The organism is Prochlorococcus sp. MIT 1323 (assembly GCF_047304905.1).
In the GTDB taxonomy this organism is placed as follows: domain Bacteria; phylum Cyanobacteriota; class Cyanobacteriia; order PCC-6307; family Cyanobiaceae; genus Prochlorococcus; species Prochlorococcus marinus_D.
Map to the genome: position 1 here is coordinate 1,250,049 of NZ_CP138973.1, position 24,749 is coordinate 1,274,797.

Sequence of the window (24,749 nt, forward strand, 5' to 3'; positions counted from 1 at the left end):
CTCCATCCAAGCGCAAGGAAAGAAATAACATCAGCTGATTTCCCTCGGCAACACATCCGAGTCAACTTCAACTGGTTCCCATAGTCGACGACGCTGACTCACAACAAGCACCGAAAGGAGGACCAAAGCCACCCCGAACCATTGCAGAGGCTGAAGCCGTTCTCCTAGCCAAACGCCACCAGCAGCAAGGGCAAACACCGGTGTAAGGAATGCCAGGGTGCTAAAGCTTGTGAGCTCCTCACGATTGACGAGCCAAAAGAACAATCCATAGGCCAGGGCACTGCCAAACAAGCTGGCGTAGGCCATCAATCCCCAATCAAAGCCAGTCCAATCAGGCCACAAAGGCCATGTGCGATCAAAACTGTGCCAGAGCAGTAATGGCAAGCTGCCTAAGACCATGTGCCAACCAGTGACCGCAACGGGATCACTGCTCCGGCAGGCATACCTGCTCAACACTGTGCCTAAGGCCATGGCGATGGCTGCTGCGAGCATCCAGCCTTCCCCTTGCTCCAACAAACTGGAACCAGACGCCTGTTCGCCTAGCAACCACCAATGGCGCAACAAATCCGGCGGGGCCCCAAGGCAGATAATCCCGACCAAACCGAACATCAAACCCATCCAGCCAACTGGGTTAATGGACTCTCCAAAGAGGCTGCGTGCCAGCAGAGCTACCAGCAATGGCTGGGAGTCAATCAGCACCGATCCCATCCCTGCTCCGGTGTAGGCCAAGCCCTTGACCAGGAACATTTGGAAAAGACATGCATCAACAACCGTAAAGACCAGGAACCAAATCCTGTCAGTTGAGGCGATAGCCCAGTGACGTCCCAACGACGGCAAGGCCAGCAGGATGACAACTCCTGCTGGCAAAAGGCGCAGACAAGCGACGAGAAGCGGTCCGCCCGAAATCACCAGAGGTGTCATCGCAGCCATGGCCGTACCCCAAAGGGCGAAGGGCAGGACCATCAACAGCCAGTGCCGTATTGACAACATGAAGGCAACAAGCAGGTTCCTTTTTAAGATCCAATCCTCTACGAAGAAATTGAATGGGCTGGCTCTGGCGACGCAAATCTCGCCGAAGGATCGCACACATCACCATTGACGGAGCAATCAGCGGTGCAACGCGCGAGCGGGTGCTGAAAGCGATCAAGGAAGTTGAAGATAGAGAGTTTCCCGCTCTTCTGCTGCGCATCGACAGCCCAGGAGGAACTGTTGGTGACAGTCAGGAAATCCATGCGGCCCTGCTCAGGCTTAGAGAAAAGGGTTGTCATGTCGTAGCGAGCTTCGGCAATGTATCCGCCTCCGGCGGCGTTTATATCGGGGTAGCTGCAGAAAAAATTGTTGCCAATCCCGGCACAATCACTGGGTCAATCGGGGTCATCTTGCGGGGCAACAACCTCTCCAAATTGCTGGAGCGAATCGGCATCCGCTTCGAGACAGTAAAAAGCGGCACCTACAAGGACATTCTCTCGCCTGATCGCGCACTCACAGCAGAGGAGCGTCAGCTCCTGCAATCACTGATCGATAGCAGCTATGAGCAATTTGTGAACGCGGTAGCAGAAGGCCGCCATCTCAGTGCCGAAGAGGTTCGCAACTTCGCCGACGGCCGCGTGTTCAGCGGAGCTCAGGCCCATGAACTAGGACTCGTCGATGAGCTAGGAGATGAAGAACATGCTCGAAAACTTGCGGCCAAGCTGGCGGACCTTGATGAAGCCAACACCCAAACGCTCAAACTTGGGCGCCCCAAAAAACGGCTAGCGGGATTTCTGCCAGGCAGCAAACTCCTATCCAAACTTGCTGAGCTTCTCAACCTTGAGCTTGGCAACAATGGTCAGGTGCTCTGGCTCTTTCTGCCATGACCACTGCCATCCCTTATGGAGGCCTCCACTTACACGGGCTCAGAGGTGCCACAACAAGCTCTGCCAACACGACCCAAGCCATCGAGGCAGCCGTCAGCGAGCTCGTGGAAGCGCTAATGCAACGCAATCAACTCAACCCTGCAGAAATCGTGTCCATCACGTTCTCTGTCACAGCAGACCTAAACGCCTGTTTCCCTGCAGCGATCGCGCGCCGACAAGCAGGATGGGAGTCGATAGCACTGCTGGACTGCCAACAAATGTATGTCGAGGGGGATCTCAAACGCTGCATCCGCATGCTTGCCCATGCCTGGCTGCCCTCAGATCAGCCTCCTCAACATCCCTACCTTGGCGAAACCTCGTTACTGCGTCCAGATCGATGCTGAATCACTTGCCCCACCAAAAGCTGCCAACTACTAGGCCGTCCTAGTCTTTTTGATTGATAGATGAGAGCAAAGGAGAATCCATGTACTTTTCAGTGCTGGTGGTTACCAACACACCCGCTTAGATCTCATGGTTAAGCAGCTCTTCAGGTTTTGTATTCCAGGCACCCTTGCCTTAGGAGGCCTCACTGCCGGTTTGGTCGGTTCAAGTGTGATGCTTTCAAGCATCACACCACCAAAGGCCCGAGCCCAGGCAACACCAGCGCTACTTGAATTTCGCTGGGAGAACTCTAAAGACTATAAAAAGCTCTATTACTGGCAAAGCTCAACCATCAGGCGTGATCGAGCAACCTATTACCTGATGCTGAAACCTAAAGACCGCAAAACTGCGATCCTCAAGCTAAGCATCTCTGTCCCAGACTATTTCGATGCAAAGATCAAACCGAACAAGCTGAGCCTTTGCCTTGTCCATCTAGGGGGAATGCTCTCACGCACCCGCTGCAAAGAAGAGGTTCCTGCAATTTTCGAAATCTCTGAAGACCAAACAAGCATTGAAGTCTTCCCGGACACCCCCATCCCTACAGAAGGCACCTATGCGGTGGTCATGAAAATCTTTAACCCCGACCAACGTGGGATGTTCCAGTTCAATGCCCTTGCCCAAGCTCCTGGAGATGTACCAATGGGCGGCTACCTTGGCAGCTGGCTCATTGACATCAACTGAACTGATAACTTGGTTGACTGAAAAAAGGCTGTACGCCGTTCTCCTTCAATGACAAAAAGAACCTTTGGTGGAACCAGCCGCAAGCGAAAACGCGTCTCAGGATTTCGTGTGCGCATGCGAACTCACACTGGGCGAAGAGTGATCCGCAGTCGCCGAAAACGTGGCCGCACCCGTCTGGCTGTCTAATCCATAACACTGCAGGTCAATCACTCAAATCACGCCACTTCCTCAGGAAGCCAACCTCCAATGGTGCTGCCAGCATCAATGCGATTAAGGGGAAGTCGATGTTTTGAGCGCCTTCAGAAGTGGGGCTATCGCTTTTATGGAACTTCAATGGTGCTCCGTGTCATCGAAGCAGATCCCCAACTGCTCAAAGCACCCCATCGGCACCACAACTCCACGGCATGCCGTTGTGCCGTTGTGATCAGCAGCAAAGTGAGTAAACGGGCCGTCATTCGCAACCGTCTGCGTCGACTTCTGCACGATCACCTAAGAAGCAGGCTTGAGGTTGCACCCGAGCATTGCAATAACTGGGTGCTGATCAGCCTCAAGCCAGTCGCCTCCGCAATAGAGGCGTCTCCATTGCTAGAAGAATGCGACAGATTGCTCCATCAAGCAGGTTTGTTGTCATGATCACAACCTCAGAAGAGGTCTTCTATGAAGGAGGCCCCGCTCAAAGCGATCTCATCATCAACCTATTGATGGGGCTAACATTGATTGGCCTTCCTTTCACCATTGGGGCGGTGATTCGAGCGTTGTGGCTGCGCTTTCGCATTACCAATCGACGCGTTTCGGTGACTGGGGGATGGCTGGGACGCGATAAGACCCAAGTCGTGTATAGCCAAATCAAGGAGGTGCGCTCAGTGCCTCGTGGCCTGGGCTCCTGGGGCGACATGGTACTGGTACTCAACGATGGTTCAAGACTTGAGATGCGCTCTTTACCTAGCTTCAGAGAAACCGAGAAATACATCAATGCACGGATTAGCGCCCGCAGGGCCAAAGGTTCACCCCAGGATCTAAAGGGCTTTGCGGCTTAAATAGCTCCCAGCGTGTAACCCAGCCATATAGGTGCTGATGCACACTGGCATCACAGTTCCATCCACCCTCAGCAATCGATCGTGATCGGGTACATCTCCGACAACATTCTGCTCCCGATCCTGGATTTCTTCTACGGATTAGTGCCGAGCTATGGCCTCGCCATCGTCGCCCTCACAGTGGTCATCCGATTAGCACTGTTCCCCTTAAGTGCTGGATCCATTCGTAGCGCTCGTCGCATGCGGATCGCCCAGCCGGCCATGAAGAAGCGCCAGGATGAAATCAAGAGCCGTTATGCCAAAGACCCTCAGAGGCAACAGGAGGAACTAGGGAAAGTCATGAAGGAGTTCGGCAACCCCCTCTCAGGGTGCCTACCCCTATTGGTACAGATGCCAATTCTCTTTGCCCTGTTTGCAACCCTTAGAGGATCACCTTTTGCTGATGTGCCCTACTTGGTGAACCTCAAGGTGCTGCCTAGCGACCAAATTGCAGCCATTGAGCCCAAGCCATTTACCAGTAGCAAGCATTCGATTTTCATCAGTGAAACCAAACATTTCCCAGTCATTGCCTCTCTGCCAAGCGGCACAAAATTAGGAGTTGGAGACAAGGCCCAAATCAAGCTGCAAACACTCACTGGCGAAAGCTTCACAAGCAGGCTTTCTGGCGTAGAAGGTGGAACCAAGTTCACGCCAACCTGGAGCGTCACCAAGGGGGATGATCTTGTCAAGGTATCTGCGGATGGCACTGTCCAGGCTTTGGCTGAAGGCGATGCCACTGTTCAAGGCAAAATTCCTGGCCTTGCTGCCCAAAGTGGCTTTCTATTCATTAAGGCCCTTGGTCAAGTTGGTTTCTACGTTGATGGGGAAATCAACTGGGATATCGCAATTCTGGTTGGTGGTTTCGGCTTGACGCTTTTGGTCTCGCAAGTCCTTTCCGGCAGAGGGCTACCTGCGAACCCTCAACAATCAACAGCCAACAAGATCACGCCAGTGATGATCACGGGCATGTTTTTGTTCTTTCCACTACCAGCAGGTGTATTGCTGTATATGGTGATCGCAAACATCTTTCAAGCAGGTCAGACTTTTCTGCTTAGTCGTGAAGCCCTACCTGAGAACCTGCAGAAAATCCTCAATGACCAGCTGTCCAAACCTGCGTTAGCAACAGAAGCAATCGGTGGATCAGATCGTCTTCCCTTTGAACCTAAAAAACGTAGTAAATGATCCCAGGGCTCCAACCCATTTCATTGCAAGACCTAAAAGCCTTGGCTGCTCCTCGGCACTGGTCGATCGAGGGACATCTGGACGAGATGCCTTCTCTCACCCCATTGAGAGGCCGCATCAGCGCCGAGCATCAAGGCAGCATTCTTGAAGTGAAAGGAAAATTCCAAACCATCGTCACCCTCTGCTGTGATCGATGCCTAAGCCAATTCAATCAAACCCTCGCCTGCAACACCGAAGAACTGATCTGGCTGAAGGGGAATGGTCCAAACCCAAACGAACTCCATGGCGCGAGCCATTCCGAGGATATGGATGCACTGATGGAGTGCCTTGACCCTCTTGGCAGCTTTGACCCAGAACGTTGGGTTTTCGAACAACTGAGTCTGCGGATGCCTTTAGTCAAGCGTTGTGGGGCCGATTGTCCCGGTCCAGCTCAACTGCAGCCCTCAGCCCAAACCACTGCCGTGAAACCTGAGGGAACTGATCTCGATCCACGCTGGGCAGCATTACACAGGCTCACCTCGCCATGACGAGCTGGGATAACCAACTGGATCTACTAATCAGAGCCAGAACACCTCTCCTTTGGATTCGCAGCAGCGAAGAGGAGCGTGTTGAAGTGCTGCTTGAGCAAGCCGCAAAACGACTACAACCCCGTCGCCTTGCCAGCTGGGATTTTATTGGCGGCCTTAAAGGTGTGCTTAACGAAGAAGGGCTTGGGGCACGTCAACCGATGGCCGTCCTGCAATGGCTGCAACAACTTGATGCCAGTAGTCCAACCCTATTACTAGTCAAAGATTTTTATCACTTCTGCGAAGACGCTGGTATCGCACGCATGTTGCGCAACTTGTCGGTTCACTTGCGCCATCAACCCCACACTGTGGTGCTCTGCTCAGGGCCATGGACTCCGCCCAGCGATCTTGATGATTCCCTGACCATTCTCGATCTACCTCTGCCGCAGGAACCAGAACTGCGAACACTGCTGGAGAACATCGCCCAAGCAAGTGGCTCCCCCCTTTCAGCCGACGTTTTAGAAGAGCTCACCCACGCTTGCAGCGGCCTCAGCGAAATGAGGGTGCGTCAGGTAGCAGCCCGAGCCCTAGCACAGCGGGGCAAACTAGGTTGGGCAGATCTCGCCGAGGTGCTTGAGGAAAAGCGTCAGACCGTAGCCCGCAGTGAGGTTCTGGAGTACTGCGTTACAGATGCATCGCTGGCCGACATAGGCGGCCTAGATAGCCTTAAGGGTTGGCTCGAGCAACGCCATCAGGCATTCTCCGACGAAGCTCGTCACTTTGGCTTGCCACTGCCCCGCGGCGTTCTACTGATCGGCCCCCAAGGCACAGGCAAATCGCTCACCGCCAAGGCCATCGCCCACAACTGGTCGATGCCACTGCTTCGCCTCGATGTAGGCCGCCTATTTGCCGGGCTAGTGGGTGCTAGCGAGGCACGTACCAGAGAGACGATCCAGCGGGCAGAAGCCATGTCTCCTTGCGTTCTCTGGATCGATGAGATCGACAAAGGCTTTGGTGGTGATGCCCGAAGTGATGGCGGCACCAGTCAACGTGTCCTTGCCAACGTGCTCACCTGGATGGCGGAGAAAACCTCCGCGGTATTTGTCGTCGCTACGGCTAATGGCGTAGAACGCCTACCTGGAGAGCTCCTGCGCAAAGGTCGTTTCGACGAAATCTTTTTGCTTGACCTGCCATTCAGTGAGGAACGGCGCAACATCCTTGAGCTCCATATTCAGCGACGAAGACCGAACTTAAACCTGCCCCTGGCTGCGGTCATCGATCGAAGCGAAGGCTTCTCAGGTGCCGAACTCGAACAGACTGTGATTGAGGCCATGCACTTGGCCTTCGCCGAACGCCGAGAACTTGGAGAGACCGACCTAATTCTTGCTGCCAGCCAACTGGTGCCGCTCTCCCGCACAGCCCGAGAACAACTCAACGCTCTAAAGGAATGGGCCGCTAGCGGAAGAGCCCGAGCAGCATCTTCTGTTGCTTCCAATCTCCAGGCTGAATAAGCGTAACCAAACAGAATTCATTTGCAGGGCCAACAACACTTAGGCTGCCCGCGCTGACTTGAAAACCCTCGTGCTTGACCAGCGCCTGGTGCGGGACAACCCCGACCTGATTGCCAACGAACTGGGCCGAAGGGGCATGACGTTAGATCTAACGGGCCTACAACTGATCGCCCAGCAACAAAGAAATCTCGAGGAACAGCGCAGCAGCCTCCAGGCAGAAGGGAATCGGATCGGCAAGGAAGTCGGTCAACGGATCCAGCAGGGAAGCGACCCAAAAGCCAACGACGTGGCAGAACTACGACAACAAGGCAACCTAATCAAGCAAAAGGTGGCCGTTTTAGAAGAGGAGGAAAAACAACTATCAGCGCGATTGCGAGAACAACTGCTGAGCTTGCCAAACCTGCCCTCCCCTGATTGTCCTGAAGGACGCGACGAGAACGACAACCAAGAAAGACACTGTTGGGGCAAGCCACGTGAAGGGAAAGACCTTCTGGAGCACTGGTCAATTGCCGAGCGGCTCAAACTTTTCGAAACAGAACGCTCTGTAAGGATTGCCCAAAGTCGCTTCGTCACCCTGATGGGTCAGGGTGCGCGACTGGAACGAGCACTCATCAACTTCATGCTCGACCTTCACACCTCAAAGGGATATCGAGAAGTGATGCCTCCGGTCCTGGTGAATACCGCCAGCCTTACGGGCTCTGGTCAGCTGCCAAAATTCGCCGAAGAAAGCTTCCGCTGCGCTGAAGACGACCTCTGGCTAACACCAACTGCAGAGGTGCCGGTGACATCTCTGCACCGCGATGAAATCATCCCCGCTGATCAACTTCCACTGCGATACGCCGCTTACAGTCCATGCTTTCGCCGCGAAGCTGGCAGCTATGGACGAGACACCCGTGGCCTGATCCGGCTGCATCAATTCAACAAGGTGGAGCTCTATTGGTTCGTCCATCCAGACCATTCGCAGGCTGCACACGCTCAGATCACAGCCGATGCCGAAGCCGTGCTGCAGGCCTTGGAATTGCCCTACCGCGTCATTGAACTTTGCACAGGTGATCTAGGGTTTTCTTCCTCACGCACCTACGACCTCGAAGTCTGGCTACCAGGAGCAGGCGCCTTCAGGGAAATTTCAAGTTGCAGTATCTGTGGAGACTTCCAAGCACGGCGATCTGCTATTCGCACCAAAGACGAAAAAGGTACCCGACTCATCCACACCCTCAATGGCAGTGGCCTAGCGGTAGGACGCACCATGGCTGCCCTTCTCGAAACAGGCCAGCAATCTGATGGGAGTGTCCTCCTCCCCAAGGCACTTGTGCCTTATTTCGGCAACGATCGACTAGAGCCAGAATGAACCCATTACTAGAAGCTGAATGAACGTTTTTGCGGCGCTGACGGTTCTAGCCCTGCTGATCATCATTCATGAAGCTGGGCACTTTCTGGCTGCCACTGCTCAGGGAATCCGTGTGAATGGATTTTCGATCGGGTTTGGACCGGCGCTGATCAAACGACAACGAAGGGGTGTCACATATGCGCTGCGAGTTCTGCCTTTAGGGGGCTTCGTTTCATTTCCGGATGACGACGAAAACAGCGAAATCCCCCCTGATGATCCCGACCTACTCCGCAACCGGCCGATCAGACAACGAGCCCTGGTGATCTGTGCAGGGGTCATGGCCAATCTGCTGCTGGCATGGCTGGTGCTAATGGGCCAAGCGGTCATGATCGGGCTGCCAAGCCAACCTGATCCAGGTGTCATCGTTGTAGCCGTTCAACCCGGAGAAGCCGCTGCTGCTGCAGGGCTAGCCGCTGGCGATCGAATCCTCAGCGTGGATGGCAACGAGCTAGGGCGAGGTCAAGAAGCGATCCAGGCCCTGGTGAGTCAAATCAAAGAGTCACCAGGCAGCAAAATTCACCTGGACAGAGTCCGTTCGGGTCAACGCAGCAAGATTGTGCTCATCCCCGCTGAGCAACAAGGCAATGGCAGGGTGGGCGCCCAATTGCAGGCCAACGTCACAGGCAAAACCCGTCGGGCCCACGGCCCCGGAGAGGTTCTGAACCATGTTGACAGCCAATTCATTTCCCTACTCAGTCGAACCGTTAAGGGCTATTCAGGACTCATCACCGATTTCGCAACCACAGCCCAACAAGTCAGTGGCCCTGTGAAGATTGTCGAAATGGGCGCCCAGCTAACCAGCCAAGGTAGTTCTGGCCTAGTGCTTTTCGCGGCATTGCTTTCGATCAATCTCGCCGTACTCAATGCCATTCCGCTACCCCTCCTTGATGGCGGCCAACTGCTGCTACTGCTATTAGAAGGCTTGCGTGGGCGACCAATTCCGGAGCGCATCCAGATGGCTTTCATGCAATCAGGCTTTTTTTTATTGGTAGGTCTTAGTGTGGTGCTGATCGTTCGCGACACCACGCAACTATCGGTGGTGCAACAACTGATCGGTCACTGATCTGGCCTATTTGCAAGAGCCTGAGCAGCTGAAAACTGGGCAAGCAAAACAATTACAGCAGTTGGAAGGTAAAGTTCGTTATCGACCCTCGTGCTTCAAAACTGCCGCATGGCTAAAAAGTCAATGATCGCCCGTGATGTAAAGCGCAAGAAGATTGTTGAGCGCTACGCAGCCAAGAGAGCGGCTCTAATGGCAGCATTCAATGCAGCCAAGGATCCAATGCAACGTCTTGAGATCCACCGCAAGATTCAAGCTCTCCCGCGCAACAGTGCTCCAAACCGCATCCGCAATCGTTGCTGGGCCACAGGAAAGCCAAGAGGCGTTTATCGCGACTTCGGGCTATGCCGCAACCAGCTGAGAGAACGAGCTCACAAAGGCGAACTTCCTGGAGTCGTCAAGTCCAGCTGGTAACTCTCAAACCATTTCTGCATCTATCTGCATCTATAGACGTGGAGAGCTCTTACTCATTCGCAAGAGGGATTGAAGTCATCCATCCCTCTTTTTTATTGCTTAGCAACTGAACCAACAGGAATCAATTCCAAAATTCCACGAAAGTTGACTCGGCAAAGTGCCAGTATGGTGCTTGACAAAAAAACATAAGAGAACGTGCAAGGTCAGACACAGTCGATCTCCTTTGATGGTCGGGAGATTCGGCTGACCACAGGGCGATATGCCCCCCAGGCCGGTAGTTCCGTGATGATGGAATGCGGCGACACCGCCGTCCTGGTAACCGCCACCAGATCGACAGGCCGCGAAGGCATCGATTTTCTTCCCCTTATTTGCGACTACGAGGAGCGGCTCTATGCAGCTGGCCGCATTCCTGGCAGTTTCATGCGACGTGAAGGACGCCCGCCAGAGAGAGCCACACTGATCGCTCGTCTAATCGATCGCCCCATGAGGCCCTTATTCCCTAGCTGGATGAGGGACGACCTTCAGATCGTGGCAACATGCCTCTCTCTCGATGAACGGGTTCCAGCAGATGTGCTGGCCGTTACGGGAGCTTCCATGGCCACCTTACTCGCAGGCATCCCCTTCCAGGGGCCAATGGCTGCAGTAAGGGTAGGGCTTCTCGGTGATGATTTCGTTCTGAATCCCAGCTATCGAGAAATCGAACGTGGCGATCTCGATCTCGTGGTGGCTGGCACCCCAGATGGGGTTGTCATGGTTGAAGCCGGTGCAAACCAGCTGCCAGAAGGGGATGTCATCGAAGCCATCAATTTTGGCTATGAAGCCGTTTGCGAATTAATCAAGGCACAGCAATCCATCCTCAAGGATGCAGGGATTCAGCAGGTAAAGCCGGAACCCCCCACTCAAGACCAAGACACCAAGCTGTCTTCTTATCTTGAAAAAAATTGCAGCAAGAGCATCGGGGAAGTGCTTAAGCAATTTGAGCAGACCAAAGCTGAACGCGATAGCAAATTGGATGCCATCAAAGCGAAAACAGCTGAAGCCATTGACAGCCTCAAAGAAGACGATGCCGTTCGCAAGTCAGTGAATGCCAACAGCAAAGTCTTGAGCAACAACTTCAAGGCGCTCACCAAAAAATTGATGCGTGAGCAAATCATCAAACAAGGCAAACGCGTCGATGGTCGCAAGCTCGATGAGGTCCGCACCATCACTTCCGCCGCAGGCGTGCTGCCAAAACGCGTGCACGGATCCGGACTCTTCCAACGCGGACTCACCCAGGTGCTGTCCACCGCCACCCTGGGCACACCCAGCGATGCCCAGGAGATGGATGACCTCAACCCTGGACCTGAGAAGACCTATCTACACCACTACAACTTCCCCCCCTATTCCGTTGGCGAGACACGTCCAATGCGATCGCCCGGGCGCCGTGAGGTAGGCCATGGTTCCCTCGCTGAACGCGCCATCATTCCAGTACTGCCTCCCAAGGACACCTTCCCTTACGTGCTCAGGGTGGTGAGCGAAGTCCTCAGCTCCAATGGCTCCACCTCAATGGGCTCGGTCTGCGGCAGCACCCTGGCACTCATGGATGCAGGTGTGCCACTGAAGGCTCCAGTCAGCGGAGCCGCCATGGGCTTGATCAAGGAAGATGCTGAGATTCGCATCCTCACTGACATCCAGGGAATCGAGGACTTCCTCGGTGATATGGACTTCAAGGTGGCTGGAACAAAAGATGGCATCACGGCCCTGCAGATGGACATGAAGATCACCGGCCTTCCTGTCAAAACCATTGCAGAAGCTGTCAATCAGGCCCGCCCTGCCAGGATCCATATCCTCGAGAAGATGCTGGAAGCCATTGACGCTCCCAGGACTAGCCTCTCTCCCCATGCCCCGCGCCTGCTGAGCTTCAGAATCGATCCAGAACTGATCGGCACAGTGATTGGCCCGGGTGGTCGCACAATCAAGGGCATCACAGAACGCACGAACACCAAGATCGACATTGAAGACGGTGGCATCGTCACGATTGCTTCTCATGACGGGGCTGCTGCAGAGGCCGCCCAACGCATCATCGAAGGACTCACCCGCAAAGTAAACGAGGGGGAGGTTTTCACCGGAACCATCACAAGGATCATTCCGATCGGGGCTTTCGTAGAGATCCTGCCCGGCAAAGAGGGCATGATCCACATCTCCCAGCTGTCAGAGGCTCGCGTGGAGAAGGTCGACGACGTCGTGAAAGTAGGTGATGAGGTGACAGTACGGATACGAGAGATTGACAATCGTGGGCGTATCAACCTCACACTCAGAGGCGTCCCTCAGTACGGCGAAGAGACTCAATCAGAGCCAGCTCCAACTCCTGTAACCCCTCTCAACTGATGGGCTGGCTTTCAGGTCAATTCAAACCTGAAAGCCTGGGTCGATCTCTTCGATAGCCCGCGCCGCTGCTTCACAAAGCTGGGCGTGGGCAAGGCCATGGCTGGCGATCAAACAGCCGGCCTGACGCACATCACCGCTGTTGTAAGCAAGCTGGCGTCCATCAGCATGAGTGAAACATCCCCCTGCAGCCATCAGCACCGCCTCTGGAGCCGCCATATCCCAATCTTTTGGAGCACTACGACCTGAAAGAGAGACATAGAGATCTGTTTCTCCGCGCAGAATCGTGGTTACCTTGCAACCCACACTGCCCACAGCCTTGCTACCACCAAGAGCAAGGCTCTCTAGCAGCTGTTCAAGCCTGTTGTCGCGGTGGTTGCGACTCGCTACCAGCATCAACTCACCAAAAGCCTTGCGCTGACTAAAACGCACCGGCGCACGTTGTCCCTGCCGGTCTTCGCACCAGGCACCAGAACCGATCACACCGAACCAAAGCTCCTCGGCTTCTGGCAGGAGTACCACGCCAAGCACTGGTCGTTGACCATGCACCAAGGCAAGATGCACGGCGTATTCACCTGTGCCCTGCAAGAAGTCCTTTGTGCCATCCAAAGGGTCAAGGATCCACAACCATTCCGCCGCTAAGGGTTCGCCTGCAGTGAGTTGCTCCTTTGCCGTCTCCTCACTCAATAGAGTCCAATCTGCCAAAGGGAAATTCGCTGCTAAGCCATCCAGAAGCCAACGGTTCACCGCAAGGTCAGCTGCAGAGACAGGCCCCTCACCACCATCTTCAACACTCAGAGCCTTAGAAAATCCATGCGGTGGCTGTTCTCCCCGGGCATAGGCCAGCAGGATGTCTGCAGCACCCCAGCTCAATCGCCTCAAGTGCTGCAACAAAACCTCCAGGTCCACACCAACAGGGAGAAGAGGTCCGTTCGGCATCATGAATAGACACGTGCAAGCCTCATTTTGAGCCAGCGAGAGGAACCAGCACCAGGGGTGCTTTATGTGGTTGGGACGCCCATTGGTCACCTCGGAGATCTCTCCCCCAGAGCACGCTCTGTGCTCACGAATGTCTCGGCCATCGCCTGTGAAGACACACGTCATAGCGGCCATCTACTCAACGGCCTGGGCGCGCAGAGTCAACGTTTCAGCTTCCACCAACACAACACCAAAGCTCGCCTCCCCCAACTGCTTCAACTGCTCAACGAAGGGCAAAGCCTGGCTTTAATCAGTGATGCCGGGCTGCCGGGCATCAGCGATCCCGGCGAACAACTCGTCGCAGCCGCTAGGGCAGCTGGGCACCAGGTGATCTGTATTCCCGGCCCCTGTGCAGCAACAACAGCCTTAGTGAGCAGCGGACTTCCATCTGGCCGCTTTTGTTTTGAAGGTTTTCTAGCCTCTAGAGGCAAGGAACGGCGGCAGCAGCTGGCAGCGGTCGCCAGCGAGACCCGAACAACCATTCTTTATGAAGCACCACACCGGCTGGTGCAACTACTGAAAGAATTGGCGGAACTTTGTGGGGATGAGCGGCCCTTACAGGTGGCCAGGGAACTCACCAAACGCCATGAACAACAAGTAGGGCCAACGATCGCAGCAGCCCTACAGCATTTTCTTGAACACAAGCCTCTAGGGGAATGCACTCTTGTTCTAGGAGGTGCTTCAATTTCAGGACCAGATCAGCAAAGTGACGCACATTGGCGAGCGGAATTGGCAGCGTTGATGGCCAGTGGAGCAAGTGCAAGCGATGCCGCTCGACAACTCGCTCAACAATCAGGGCAATCCAGAAGGGCTCTTTATGCCCTGGTACACCAAATGGTAGAAAACGAGAGCGAGTGAACTCCTAGAGAGGGCAAACTAAGGGAACCATCGAAAACACATCATGCTGCTGCGGCTGCGGCTGCTAACAACCAGTCTTGTCAGCGGCGGATTGCTCCTAGTCGTGCTATGCCTGGGAGCCCAAAATCTCAGTGATCGTCACAGTCTCAGGCTGGGTGAGGCCAAAAGCGCAGAGCTCCCCACAGGTTTTCTGGTAGGGATGTCAATCGTCGCAGGTGTCATTAGTGGCGGCAGTACAGCCGCTCTGCTGCTGCCCAAGCCAAGAGCCTGAAAGACTCTGACTCTGAAGCGACGAATCAAGAACCGTTCAGATCGATGGGGCTTGAGAATCAAGGGCAATCAGTGAACCCTCCAGCACCAAACGAGTGATTCCGCGAGCCAACAGATAGGAGGTGGTGAGCTCAAAAACGCTTGTATCAGGTACCTTGATCACCCTTTGACTACGTCCACACTGACGTTTGGCAGAACGGGGATTCGCAAACAAACAAAGAGCCCGTCTGTCTTGATCATCATCGGCTAGCGAGCCCAACTCTGAGAACTCCTTCAGCGGGCGTGCATCAAGTTCAACTGTCTTGTCGACAAGCATATAAACACTGCTAGGTAACAAGCCAGGCAAGAGAGGCTGACATTGAACCGTTGGACGATCATTGAAAGCAACAGAATCTGCGACTAAAGGAACCAGCTCGCGAAACACCTCGGACTCAGGGAGATCCCCCATGTCCGCCTCGAGAGGATCATCTTCGCTCGAGTCCTCTTCCGGATCATCACCAAAGTCATCGGCATCATCGAGAGCAAGAACACCTGCAGCTTCGTCGTCCAACGCGAGCTGCTCCACTTGCCGCTCTTCAAGCTGATCCTCTGCAAGCTTCACCTCTTCAGGGGGAGTCAGCGTCGATAAGCTCGACGCTGATTGATCCTTAACGCTTGCAGCTTCAACAGTAGAGAGAGGCTTAGAGATGGCACCACGCTGGGCACGAGAAGCCTTCACAGCGGCATAGTCCTTCTCTGAAAGCAGCGTTTTAACGGTGCGCGTGACAGTATTAGGGCTGCAGCCGTAAGCCTTGGCAAGGCTTGCTGTGGCATCACCTGCCCTGTAACGCTCCACAAGCTCAGATTTCTGACTATCGCTGAGCCGGCTGGCCGCCATCGGATGCAAGTTCGCAGCCTCTAACCATAGGAGGCCAACTCGATGTTGACTGCCAAAATGATGGAGTGCTCCCTTAGCTCAGCTGGATAGAGCAACTGCCTTCTAAGCAGTCGGTCGATGGTTCGAATCCATCAGGGGGCGTCAATTACACCAAGGGGTTTCAGTGAAAGCCGAGCCCCTTTTTTCATGCCTAAAGCCCACTGCTCTCACTTTGCTCTCACCTGTGCTAGCAATGACCGACTTCTCGCGGGAAAACATGGTTTTCTTCCTAGGTACTTAAACTTGTATGGGTGTATTGAAAGATTTCGGAGAAGCTAATACGCTGATTACCACCAAAAACTCTCATGAGATAATAGACAAATGAAAGACAGGGAGGCTTTGGCATGCTTGCTAACAAAGCCCTTGAGCCAACCCTGGCCGAACATAAGTACTTAAAAACAAAGTGGCTTGATATAGAGGATATTAATTGGCGGTCCAATCTGCTGAGTTTAATAGAAAACTTTAATAGATACGCTTGCAATCAATTCAGAATTAATACCCTGCCTAAATCTAGCTGTCTTGCTATCTGTATTGATAGCAAGAATAAAATTAGCGATAGCAATCAATTGGCTGCAATAAGTAGCCGGAAGGGTGTTATCTCTTGACCAGCACCTATCCCAAAGGGTTGCAACCTCAACATGAGTGGACAAGTTACCTTGATTATGAAGGGTATCTTCAAAATACTGCTATTGGTAGCGATGGATCTACTTATATTTCGAGTACGGATTATGTTGAGGAAACAACAGGAAATGCATACGGTACGCCGATTGTTAGCTATAGAAGTGTTCCTTATCTGACTAAATACAATTCAGACGGGACCAAAGCTTGGGAACTTTCTGAAAATGCTCAGGGCATCGGAATCTATGGAGGCAGTGGCCCTCTTTTTGTAACGACTGACAAAGATGGTTCCGTATTTATTGCACGGACATTTGCCAACAACACCAACTATTTAAGTGATCAAAGTAGCGCAGGAATTCAAGTCACAAAATATCTTCCTGAAACTGATTACAATTGGCTTGGACAACCCATTCCAATGACATACGATTGGGATGTAAGTATAGAAGCAACAACTAATAGGACTTGGAATGGTTACGGTGGTTATTATACTTATCAGACTCCTGTACCCACAGTTAAAGGAATAACATCTAGTAGCGATGGATCTGTCTACATTACAGGATCAATAGATGGGAGGTTAAATAGATCAAATTATGGAGTGTCTCACCACGGAAATCATGATGTTTTTATTAGCAAGATTTCATCAAGTGGAGCAACGCAATGGACAAGGCAATTAGGATCTGAAGAATATGAATCTCCTAATTCAATTGCCACTGATAGCAATGGTTCCGTTTATATCGGAGGCACAACTTTTGGGCATTTTGATGGAGAACATAATCCCAGTTCCAGTAACGGATACGGATCATCATTAAAAGATAGTGGTTTTGTTAGCAAGTACAACTCTAGTGGTACTAAAGAGTGGTCCAAAGTGTTGGGTACTAGTGGATACGATTCGGTAGATTCGATCGAGATAGACAGCGATGACTCTGCATATTTGATCGGATTAACAACTATAAATAACGGAGTTCCTTTACAGTCTTTTCTTAGTAGGTATAGCAGTGATGGCTCAAGAGAATGGACAGAATTACCAAATCAACCTCATTACGAGATTTCGTTCGATGCAGTAGCAGAAGATATCGATGGGTCGATGCTCATTGCTGGCAAAGCAGGTGGTGGGTACTACACACCAAAGGATCTTTTTGTTAACAAGCTAAATGCTAATGACTCTTTTGATTGGAGCAAGACACTTGGCTCTGTTGGCGCTGGAGGAAGAGTAGAGGATATTAGTGTAGGCAGTAAAGGAGAAATCTATATCATTGGCCAGGATTACGATTCTGCAAATAACAATGTGAGTCATTTTTTGAGCAAGTATATATACAAAGCACCCGACTATGCAGTAACAACAACTCAAACCTCAATAGGCGAAGGAGAATGGATAACGACAACAGTTAGCACAGAAAATGTTGATCAAGGCACCGAGATTTACTGGGAAGTTGAAGGAGTGCAAGGAGATATTACTTTGTCAGACTTCTCTCAAGGTGAATTAAAGGGATTTAGTCAAATTGATGGCAGCTTTGCTGATGGTGGGTTCACTATTTCCCACCTCATTGCAAAAGACCTCACAACAGAAGGTCTTGAGAGCATGGTTGTCAAGCTCTTCTCTGATGGCGCAGGCAACGAACTACTCGCTCAATCAGCAACAGTAGAGATCAATGACACATCAACAACACCACCAACGTATGCATTAGAGCCATCAGCATCAACGCTCAATGAAGGCCAAAGCTTAGATACAACGGTTAAGACCACAGATGTGGCTCAAGGAACAGAACTGTTTTGGGCTCTACAAGGAGAGAACATCACAGCGGATGATTTATCTAGTGGTGAACTCAGCGGCTCCAATCAAGTTGATGCTGATGGCAACTTCTCCTTCTCTCAGACCTTCGCAGAAGATCTCACAACAGAAGGCCTTGAAAGTCTGATCGTCAAGCTCTTCTCTGATCAATCAAATTCTCAACTCCTTGCTGAATCATCCACTATTCAGATCAACGATACCTCAACAAAAGCAGCTCCTCCTTCAACACCAGATCTGATCGCCGCTTCAGATAGCGGCATCTCGAATTCAGACAATCTGACCAACGTCAACACACCCTCATTCTCCGGCACGGCAAAAATAGGTTCCAGCGTTGAACTCTTTGCTGATGGAATATCTCTTGGCAGCTCGAAAACCGATAACAACAGCAATTGGTCTTTCACCGTCGCGAATGACTCCCCCCTGGCTGATGGATCAATCGCCATCACCGCAACTTCAACAGAAACTACAAAAATTGATTTACAACGCACGGCGATACCTGTTGCTGCACCAGGCCGATCTACCCATGAGTATCGCAACGAGTTCGCCTTCGCGGCATTAAAAGACGACGGCTCCGTTATTACTTGGGGAGACTCTCGCTACGGCGGAGATAGCAGCAGCGTTGATCTTGAGCTTAGCTCTGGTGTTAACCAGATCTTCTCTACTTCTAGTGCCTTCGCGGCATTAAAAGACGACGGCTCTGTTGTTACTTGGGGGGGCTCCAACTCCGGCGGTGATAGCAGCAGCGTTGATGTTGAGCTCAGCTCTGGTGTCAAACAGATCTTCTCTTCTTTTGATGCCTTCGCGGCAGTTAAAGACGACGGCTCTGTTGCTACTTGGGGGAACTCCGACTACGGCGGAGATAGCAGCAGCGTTGATCTTGAGCTTAGCTCTGGTGTTAACCAGATCTTCTCTACTTCTAGTGCCTTCGCGGCATTAAAAGACGACGGCTCTGTTGTTACTTGGGGGGGCTCCAACTCCGGCGGTGATAGCAGCAGCGTTGATGTTGAGCTCAGCTCTGGTGTTAACCAGATCTTCTCTACTTCTAGTGCCTTCGCGGCATTAAAAGACGACGGCTCTGTTGTTACTTGGGGGGTCTCCGGCTACGGCGGTGATAACAGCAGCGTCGATCTTGAGCTCAGCTCTGGTGTTAACCAGATCTTCTCTACTTCTAGTGCCTTCGCGGCATTAAAAGACGACGGCTCTGTTGTTACTTGGGGTAACTCAACTAAAGGCGGTGATAGCAGCAAATCCACCTACTACAAAGCTGTTGATGTTGATCTCAGCTCTGGTGTTAGCCAAATCTTCTCTACTTCTGAAGCCTTCGCGGCATTAAAAGCTGACGGTTCTGTTGTTACCTGGGGGTTCGACGGAATACCGTCCCAACATATAAACTTTGGTGGAGCAAGCTGGGGATATGGCTCTGGTAATAGCAACAAGGTCGCTGCTCAGCTCAGTGGTGGTGTTAACAAGATCTTTTCTACTGAGTACGCCTTCGCGGCATTAAAAGACAACGGCTCCGTTGTGTCTTGGGGTAACCACTTCTTCGGCGGTGATAGCAGCAACGCTGCTGTAGGAGCTCCTGTTGATCTTGAGCTCAGCTCTGGTGTCAGCGAAATCTTCTCTACTAATGGCGCCTTCGCGGCATTAAAAGACGACGGCTCCGTTGTGTCTTGGGGGAGCTCCAGCTGGGGCGGTAATAGCAGCAGCGTTGCTGATCAGCTCAGTTCTGGTGTTAGCCAAATCTTCTCTACTTATAGTGCCTTCGCAGCAGTTAAAGACGACGGCTCCGTAGTTACTTGGGGGGCCTCAAACGCTGGCGGGGATAGCAGCAACGTTGATCTTGAGCTCAGCTCTGGTGTGGTCTCCTTTGCGGACCCCTTCCACGATGATCGCCTGACCGTTACTTCCACCACCTCTGATCCATCAGATCCCCTCAATCTCACGATTGATGCCACTGCTCCTGCCTTCTCCTCTGGCGACACAGCTACCCCCATCGCAGAAAACAGTGGTGCTGCTCAAGTTATCTATACCGCTGCCACAGATGATGCATCAGAGGTCTCCTACAGCCTCAAACAAAGCAATAGCGACGATGCAGAATCCTTCTCTATTGCTGCATCAACAGGACAGGTAAGCCTCAAAGACGATCCAGATTATGAAACCAATCCATCCTATTCATTCTCCGTATTTGCCACTGATGTAGCTGGAAATAACAGTGAGCAGAAGGTTAGCCTTAGCATCAATAATATCTATGAAACATACATACTCAATACATCGACCAACTGGCTGAATGAAGGAGAGAGCCTAACTACAAATATCACGACAGATGCTGATCTCGGCACTGAACTGTTTTGGGCTCTACAAGGAGAGAACATCACAGCGGATGATTTATCTAGTGGACAACTGAGTGGATCGAATCAAGTCGGTGCTGATGGCAACTTCTCCTTCTCTCAGACCTTCGCAGAAGATCTCACCACAGAGGGCCTTGAGAGCCTGATCGTCAAGCTTTTCTCTGATCAAACAAATTCTCAACTCCTTGCTGAATCATCCACTGTTCAGATCAAAGATACCTCAACAAAACCAGCTCCTCCTTCAACTCCAGATCTCATCGCTACGTCTGATAGCGGCATCTCGAATTCAGACGACATCACAAGTGACAACACACCCACGTTCTCCGGCACTGCAAAAGCAGGTTCCAGCGTTGAACTCTTTGCTGACGGAGTATCTCTTGGCAGCTCAATAACCGATAAAAACACCAATTGGTCTTACACGGTCGCGAATAACAACCCTTTGGCTGATGGCTCGATCGTCATCACCGCAACTTCAACAGAAACTTCAAGTGATTTACAACGCACTGCGATACCTGTTGCTTCACCAGGCCGGTCGACGCATGAGCATCGCAACAACTCCGCCTTCGCGGCATTAAAAGACGACGGTTCTGTTGTTACATGGGGCCGCTCCGACTACGGCGGAGACAGCAGCAGCGTTGCTGATCAACTCAGCTCTGGTGTGAACCAGATCTTCTCTTCTAGAGAGGCCTTCGCGGCATTAAAAGACAATGGCTCCGTTGTTACTTGGGGTCACGAACACAACGGAGATAGCAGCAGCGTTTCTGATCAGCTCAGCTCTGGTGTCAACCAGATCTTCTCTACTGCTAGCTCCTTCGCGGCATTAAAAGACGACGGCTCCGTTGTGTCTTGGGGGAGTTCCTCCGCAGGCGGTGATAGCAGCAGCGTCGCTGCTGATCTCAGCTCTGGTGTCAACCAGATCTTCTCTACTGCTAGCTCCTTCGCGGCATTAAAAGACGACGGCTCCGTTGTGTCTTGGGGGAGTTCCTCCGCAGGCGGTGATAGCAGCAGTGTCTCTGCTGATCTCAGCTCTGGTGTCAACCAGATCTTCTCTACGGGATCTGCCTTCGCAGCAGTTAAAGACGATGGCTCCGTTGTCACTTGGGGGAACACCAACTCTGGCGGAGATAGCAGCAGCGTTGATCTTGAACTCAGCTCTGGTGTCAGCCAGATCTTCTCTACTGATTCCGCCTTCGCGGCAGTTAAAGACGACGGCTCAGTTGTTACTTGGGGAGAGTCAGTTCACGGCGGTGATAGCAGCAGCGTTGCTGATCAGCTCAGCTCTGGTGTGAACCAGATCTTCTCTACTGAGAGCGGATTTGCGGCCTTAAAAGGCGACAGCTCCGTAGTTTCCTGGGGGCTCTACGTCGGTGATAGCAGCAAGGTTGCTGATCAGCTCAGCTCTGGTGTTAGCAAGATCTCCTCTACAGATTACGCCTTCGCGGCAATAAAAGACGACGGCTCCGTAGTTGCCTGGGGGGTCAACATGAGGGGCGGTAATAGCAGCAGCGTTGCTGATCAGCTCAGCTCTGGTGTGAAACAGATCTTTGCCAATAAGAGGGCTTTTGCAGCTTTAAAGGATGACGGCTCCGTTATTACTTGGGGGCGCTCTGACAGGGGAGGAGATAGCAGCAACGTTGCTGATCAGCTCAGCTCTGGTGTGAACCAGATCTTCTCTACTGATGACGCCTTCGCGGCAGTTAAAGACGATGGCTCCGTTGTCACTTGGGGTATCTCCGACTGCGGCGGTGATAGCAGCAGCGTCGCTGCTGATCTCAGCTCTGGTGTGGTCTCTTTCGCGGACCCCTTCGATGATCGCCTGACCGTTACTACCAGCACTTCTGATCTATCGGATCCCCTCAACCTCACCATTGATACCACTGCTCCTGCCTTCTTTTCGGGAGACACAGCTACCGCCATCGCAGAAAATAGTGGCGCAGACCAAGTTATCTATACCGCGTCCACAGATGATGCATTAGATATCTCCTACAGCCTCAAACAAAGCAATAGCGTCGATGCAGAATCCTTCTCCATTAATGCATCAACAGGAAAGGTAATCCTTAAAGACGATCCAGATTATGAGACCAAGCCCTCCTATTCATTCTCCATCTCTGCCACCGATTTAGCTGGAAACAAGAGTGAGCAGGAGGTCAGCCTCAGCATCAATAATATCTTTGAAACATACAGACTCAATACATCAACCAATGACCTCAATGAAGGAGAAAGCCTAACTACAAATATAATCACAGATGCTGATCTCGGTACAGAACTGTTCTGGGCACTACAAGGAGAGAACATCACAGCGGATGATTTATCTAGTGGTGAACTCAGCGGATCGAATCAAGTCGGTGCTGATGGGAAGTTCTCCTTCTCTCAGACTTTCGCAGAAGATCTCACCACAGAAGGCCTTGAAAGCCTGATCGTCAAGCTCTTCTCTGATCAATCAGGAAATGATCTTCTTGCTCAATCAGCAACAGTAGAAATCAATGACACATCAACAACACCACCAACATATTCATTAGAGACATCAGCATTAAAGCTCAATGAAGGTAAAAGTTTAGATACAACGGTTAAGACCACAGATGTGGCACAAGGAACAGAACTGTTCTGGTCATTGGCTGGAGACAATATAACAACTAAGGATTTAGTAGATGGTCAACTGAGTGGTTCCAATCATGTTAACGGGCAAGGCGAATTTGCCATATCAAACACATTTGCAGAAGACTGGAGACGGGAAGGCACGGAGAATGTGCTGATCAAGTTGTTTTCTGATTCAGCACGCTTGAGTCAGGTTGCGGAAACAGGCTCTATTGAAATTACTGACACCTCAGTTTCTATTTCTGAAACTTGGCCAGCGAAAGTAGGTGTCACAGAATTAACAGATCTAAAGCTTGCCTATAAACTCAATTCTACAGAAGAAACTAACCATAGCCAACTTGCTGTACTTGGAGATAACGTTGACTTTTCAAAACGCTATACCCTTGAGATTAGTGGTGAAGTTACAGGTGAAACGAAGGATAATAATTACAACTTAGAAGCAGCAGAAATCATAGTTAAGCTTGATCCCTTTCTGTTTAATACAGTCAAGGCCTCTGATATTCGTATTAGTAATGATCTCCCCATCGCCAATGCAGTTCATATCGATGAAGACACCGGTAACATTCGTATTGCAGCAGCTGGCCTGAGTGCCCTTTCTGTCGGTAATGCGATTTCATCTGAAACTGTACTTGCGTCAATAGATCTTGATATCAAAGAATCCTATCTACAGCTGACTGATCAAGCAGCAGGTGATCTTAACAGAAAGTTCAGTGATCCATTGTTATTCTCCTTGGCTGCTAATCAAGACCACACGATATTTTCTCGTGACTTTGATGATGGCACGACTCATAGCAACCGCGAGATCAAAAGTCTACGTGAACTTGGAGGTGATCTTGCCGTAGAAGGAAATGATATTACGCTCTTTAGTGGAAACCTAAACTTAGAAGAACAAGCTGATGGGCTAGTTCTTGGCACGGATCGAGTCATTGGTGTGAAGACAGAACAATTTACCAACCTGGTGCGTTATGGGGATACGATTCAGGCAAGTAGCGTATGGACTAATACCGGTAATATCAAAGCGAATGATATCCAAGTCACAGGTGTATCTAATAGCAATGCTGAACTCACGAGTTATTATTTTGATACGGGTGTAAGCAGTGTTGATCTAAACAGTGGTCGATTTGATAATGGGATCTTTGATACAGCAGAGCGTCAATCAACTCAACTCAATGCAGAGATCAAGATCACTGGATCGGCAGGTAATGTAGTTGACCTTAGCTCTGGAATAGTCAACCTCAAGGCGAGAGAAGTTGCTAAGACATTTGAAAATACTAAGGGCTCAAAAAATCTGATTACTTTCCAAGGAGATCTTAATTATGATGGAAGTGTGACAATGAAAGACCTTGCATATCTCAATGCAGGGGCAAGACGTCAACAACTAGAAGATAGAACAGGTGATGTAGATGGAATGATCAAGGATAATGCCGGTAAAGCAATCGCAGAAGGCGAAACAAAAAGCCAAGCAAGCAAAGAAACCTATGCGGCAGATGTAGACGCAGATTTCAACGGAAAAATCGACATTAAAGACCTGGCTGTACTAGATCAAGACTGGGGTAAAACACTGCATATTGGTGATAATGATTTTCAAGGTAAAGGAACGAATTTTACTTGGGCAGAACTCAATACTCAGACTGGTATTAGTCAACAATGGAATAATAAATCCTTTGAAGATCAGAATGCCTTAGAAGCCAAGGCTTCTATAGGTGGATATGATGCACCACTTGAGCAAATACTTAGTGTTAATACAGCAGATTCAAATAAAGATGCAGATGCCGTAACTCAATCTGAAATAGTGACTGGCAGCGGCAGCTCACCTAGCATAAGTGATATTCAGGGTGAGGGATTACAAGATGATGTAATCGGTGGAAGTAGTCAATAATGGCCTCTACTAATCCAAGCAACTGAGGTTGATGCCAATAACGA

20 protein-coding genes, 1 tRNA gene and 1 pseudogene are annotated in these 24,749 nt (G+C 51.3%); 19 read left to right on the forward strand and 3 right to left on the reverse strand.

The window, feature by feature from the left end:
- Positions 1–30 precede the first annotated feature (30 nt).
- On the reverse strand, positions 31–990 hold the full coding sequence (locus tag SIB68_RS06170) for a DMT family transporter (protein WP_063400076.1): 960 nt from the start codon (positions 988–990) through the stop codon (positions 31–33).
- Between the two features lie 53 nt (positions 991–1,043).
- Between SIB68_RS06170 and sppA the strand changes: the two genes are divergently transcribed.
- From sppA to SIB68_RS06235, 13 genes are all read left to right on the forward strand, one after another.
- The gene (gene sppA, locus SIB68_RS06175; protein ID WP_063400075.1) at positions 1,044–1,856 is read left to right on the forward strand and encodes a signal peptide peptidase SppA; all 813 of its coding nucleotides are present in this window, start codon (positions 1,044–1,046) and stop codon (positions 1,854–1,856) included.
- A complete protein-coding gene (aroH, locus tag SIB68_RS06180) occupies positions 1,853–2,239 on the forward strand; it encodes a chorismate mutase (RefSeq protein WP_063400074.1) in 387 nt (128 codons plus the stop codon). The genes sppA and aroH overlap by 4 nt, the downstream gene beginning before the upstream one ends.
- Before the next feature lie 127 nt (positions 2,240–2,366).
- The gene (locus SIB68_RS06185) at positions 2,367–2,957 is read left to right on the forward strand and encodes a DUF2808 domain-containing protein (RefSeq protein WP_063400073.1); all 591 of its coding nucleotides are present in this window, start codon (positions 2,367–2,369) and stop codon (positions 2,955–2,957) included.
- A gap of 48 nt (positions 2,958–3,005) precedes the next feature.
- Entirely contained in the window at positions 3,006–3,143 is a 138-nt protein-coding gene (gene rpmH, locus SIB68_RS06190; protein WP_011825283.1) for a 50S ribosomal protein L34, read from the forward strand.
- 60 nt (positions 3,144–3,203) lie between these two features.
- On the forward strand, positions 3,204–3,590 hold the full coding sequence (locus tag SIB68_RS06195; RefSeq protein ID WP_063400072.1) for a ribonuclease P protein component: 387 nt from the start codon (positions 3,204–3,206) through the stop codon (positions 3,588–3,590).
- A complete protein-coding gene (locus SIB68_RS06200; RefSeq protein ID WP_011130738.1) occupies positions 3,587–3,994 on the forward strand; it encodes a PH domain-containing protein in 408 nt (135 codons plus the stop codon). The genes SIB68_RS06195 and SIB68_RS06200 overlap by 4 nt, the downstream gene beginning before the upstream one ends.
- Before the next feature lie 81 nt (positions 3,995–4,075).
- Positions 4,076–5,212, forward strand: coding sequence for a membrane protein insertase YidC (gene yidC / locus SIB68_RS06205; protein WP_063400071.1), 1,137 nt, complete (start codon positions 4,076–4,078; stop codon positions 5,210–5,212).
- On the forward strand, positions 5,209–5,739 hold the full coding sequence (locus tag SIB68_RS06210) for a YceD family protein (RefSeq protein ID WP_063400070.1): 531 nt from the start codon (positions 5,209–5,211) through the stop codon (positions 5,737–5,739). Before yidC ends, SIB68_RS06210 begins: the two co-directional genes overlap by 4 nt.
- A complete protein-coding gene (locus tag SIB68_RS06215; RefSeq protein ID WP_063400069.1) occupies positions 5,736–7,229 on the forward strand; it encodes an AAA family ATPase in 1,494 nt (497 codons plus the stop codon). Before SIB68_RS06210 ends, SIB68_RS06215 begins: the two co-directional genes overlap by 4 nt.
- Before the next feature lie 70 nt (positions 7,230–7,299).
- Positions 7,300–8,577 carry a serine--tRNA ligase gene (serS, locus tag SIB68_RS06220; protein ID WP_063400300.1) on the forward strand — a complete coding sequence of 426 codons (1,278 nt, stop codon included), beginning with the start codon at positions 7,300–7,302 and terminating at the stop codon, positions 8,575–8,577.
- A 19-nt stretch (positions 8,578–8,596) separates the two neighbouring features.
- Entirely contained in the window at positions 8,597–9,679 is a 1,083-nt protein-coding gene (gene rseP, locus SIB68_RS06225; protein ID WP_063400068.1) for an RIP metalloprotease RseP, read from the forward strand.
- 108 nt (positions 9,680–9,787) lie between these two features.
- Entirely contained in the window at positions 9,788–10,090 is a 303-nt protein-coding gene (rpsN, locus tag SIB68_RS06230) for a 30S ribosomal protein S14 (RefSeq protein WP_063400067.1), read from the forward strand.
- Positions 10,091–10,285: 195 nt separating this feature from the next.
- A complete protein-coding gene (locus SIB68_RS06235; protein WP_413681807.1) occupies positions 10,286–12,457 on the forward strand; it encodes a polyribonucleotide nucleotidyltransferase in 2,172 nt (723 codons plus the stop codon).
- A gap of 21 nt (positions 12,458–12,478) precedes the next feature.
- Here SIB68_RS06235 and SIB68_RS06240 read toward each other — a convergent pair whose 3' ends face one another.
- Positions 12,479–13,396: a 3'(2'),5'-bisphosphate nucleotidase CysQ gene (locus SIB68_RS06240; RefSeq protein ID WP_063400065.1), complete on the reverse strand. Its 918-nt coding sequence runs from the start codon at positions 13,394–13,396 to the stop codon at positions 12,479–12,481.
- A 24-nt stretch (positions 13,397–13,420) separates the two neighbouring features.
- Between SIB68_RS06240 and rsmI the strand changes: the two genes are divergently transcribed.
- Both rsmI and SIB68_RS06250 read left to right on the forward strand, forming a co-directional pair.
- On the forward strand, positions 13,421–14,290 hold the full coding sequence (rsmI, locus tag SIB68_RS06245) for a 16S rRNA (cytidine(1402)-2'-O)-methyltransferase (protein ID WP_063400064.1): 870 nt from the start codon (positions 13,421–13,423) through the stop codon (positions 14,288–14,290).
- Positions 14,291–14,333: 43 nt separating this feature from the next.
- Entirely contained in the window at positions 14,334–14,561 is a 228-nt protein-coding gene (locus SIB68_RS06250) for a hypothetical protein (protein WP_063400063.1), read from the forward strand.
- 36 nt (positions 14,562–14,597) lie between these two features.
- Here the strand turns inward: SIB68_RS06250 and SIB68_RS06255 are convergent, their stop codons facing one another.
- Complete coding sequence (locus tag SIB68_RS06255) at positions 14,598–15,437, reverse strand: hypothetical protein (RefSeq protein WP_063400062.1); 840 nt, start codon at positions 15,435–15,437, stop codon at positions 14,598–14,600.
- A 67-nt stretch (positions 15,438–15,504) separates the two neighbouring features.
- Between SIB68_RS06255 and SIB68_RS06260 the strand changes: the two genes are divergently transcribed.
- The 4 genes and pseudogenes from SIB68_RS06260 to SIB68_RS06275 all read left to right on the forward strand — a co-directional run bounded on the left by SIB68_RS06260 (position 15,505) and on the right by SIB68_RS06275 (position 24,705).
- Positions 15,505–15,578 (forward strand) — tRNA-Arg (locus tag SIB68_RS06260).
- Between the two features lie 242 nt (positions 15,579–15,820).
- Entirely contained in the window at positions 15,821–16,081 is a 261-nt protein-coding gene (locus tag SIB68_RS06265; protein ID WP_063400061.1) for a hypothetical protein, read from the forward strand.
- Positions 16,082–16,509: 428 nt separating this feature from the next.
- Positions 16,510–16,842 (forward strand): annotated as a pseudogene (locus tag SIB68_RS06270) (SBBP repeat-containing protein); the annotation flags it as partial.
- A 336-nt stretch (positions 16,843–17,178) separates the two neighbouring features.
- A complete protein-coding gene (locus SIB68_RS06275) occupies positions 17,179–24,705 on the forward strand; it encodes an Ig-like domain-containing protein (protein WP_413682031.1) in 7,527 nt (2,508 codons plus the stop codon).
- The last annotated feature ends 44 nt before the right edge of the window (positions 24,706–24,749 follow it).

Bases quoted from the DNA above. Each gene is read 5' to 3' on its own strand.
- SIB68_RS06170 (WP_063400076.1), bottom strand. From the start codon at position 990: ATGTTGTCAATACGGCACTGGCTGTTGATGGTCCTGCCCTTCGCCCTT.
- sppA (WP_063400075.1), top strand. From the start codon at position 1,044: ATGGGCTGGCTCTGGCGACGCAAATCTCGCCGAAGGATCGCACACATC.
- aroH (WP_063400074.1), top strand. From the start codon at position 1,853: ATGACCACTGCCATCCCTTATGGAGGCCTCCACTTACACGGGCTCAGA.
- SIB68_RS06185 (WP_063400073.1), top strand. From the start codon at position 2,367: ATGGTTAAGCAGCTCTTCAGGTTTTGTATTCCAGGCACCCTTGCCTTA.
- rpmH (WP_011825283.1), top strand. From the start codon at position 3,006: ATGACAAAAAGAACCTTTGGTGGAACCAGCCGCAAGCGAAAACGCGTC.
- SIB68_RS06195 (WP_063400072.1), top strand. From the start codon at position 3,204: ATGGTGCTGCCAGCATCAATGCGATTAAGGGGAAGTCGATGTTTTGAG.
- SIB68_RS06200 (WP_011130738.1), top strand. From the start codon at position 3,587: ATGATCACAACCTCAGAAGAGGTCTTCTATGAAGGAGGCCCCGCTCAA.
- SIB68_RS06210 (WP_063400070.1), top strand. From the start codon at position 5,209: ATGATCCCAGGGCTCCAACCCATTTCATTGCAAGACCTAAAAGCCTTG.
- SIB68_RS06215 (WP_063400069.1), top strand. From the start codon at position 5,736: ATGACGAGCTGGGATAACCAACTGGATCTACTAATCAGAGCCAGAACA.
- rseP (WP_063400068.1), top strand. From the start codon at position 8,597: ATGAACGTTTTTGCGGCGCTGACGGTTCTAGCCCTGCTGATCATCATT.
- rpsN (WP_063400067.1), top strand. From the start codon at position 9,788: ATGGCTAAAAAGTCAATGATCGCCCGTGATGTAAAGCGCAAGAAGATT.
- SIB68_RS06240 (WP_063400065.1), bottom strand. From the start codon at position 13,396: ATGATGCCGAACGGACCTCTTCTCCCTGTTGGTGTGGACCTGGAGGTT.
- SIB68_RS06250 (WP_063400063.1), top strand. From the start codon at position 14,334: ATGCTGCTGCGGCTGCGGCTGCTAACAACCAGTCTTGTCAGCGGCGGA.
- SIB68_RS06255 (WP_063400062.1), bottom strand. From the start codon at position 15,437: ATGGCGGCCAGCCGGCTCAGCGATAGTCAGAAATCTGAGCTTGTGGAG.
- SIB68_RS06265 (WP_063400061.1), top strand. From the start codon at position 15,821: ATGCTTGCTAACAAAGCCCTTGAGCCAACCCTGGCCGAACATAAGTAC.
- SIB68_RS06275 (WP_413682031.1), top strand. From the start codon at position 17,179: ATGCTCATTGCTGGCAAAGCAGGTGGTGGGTACTACACACCAAAGGAT.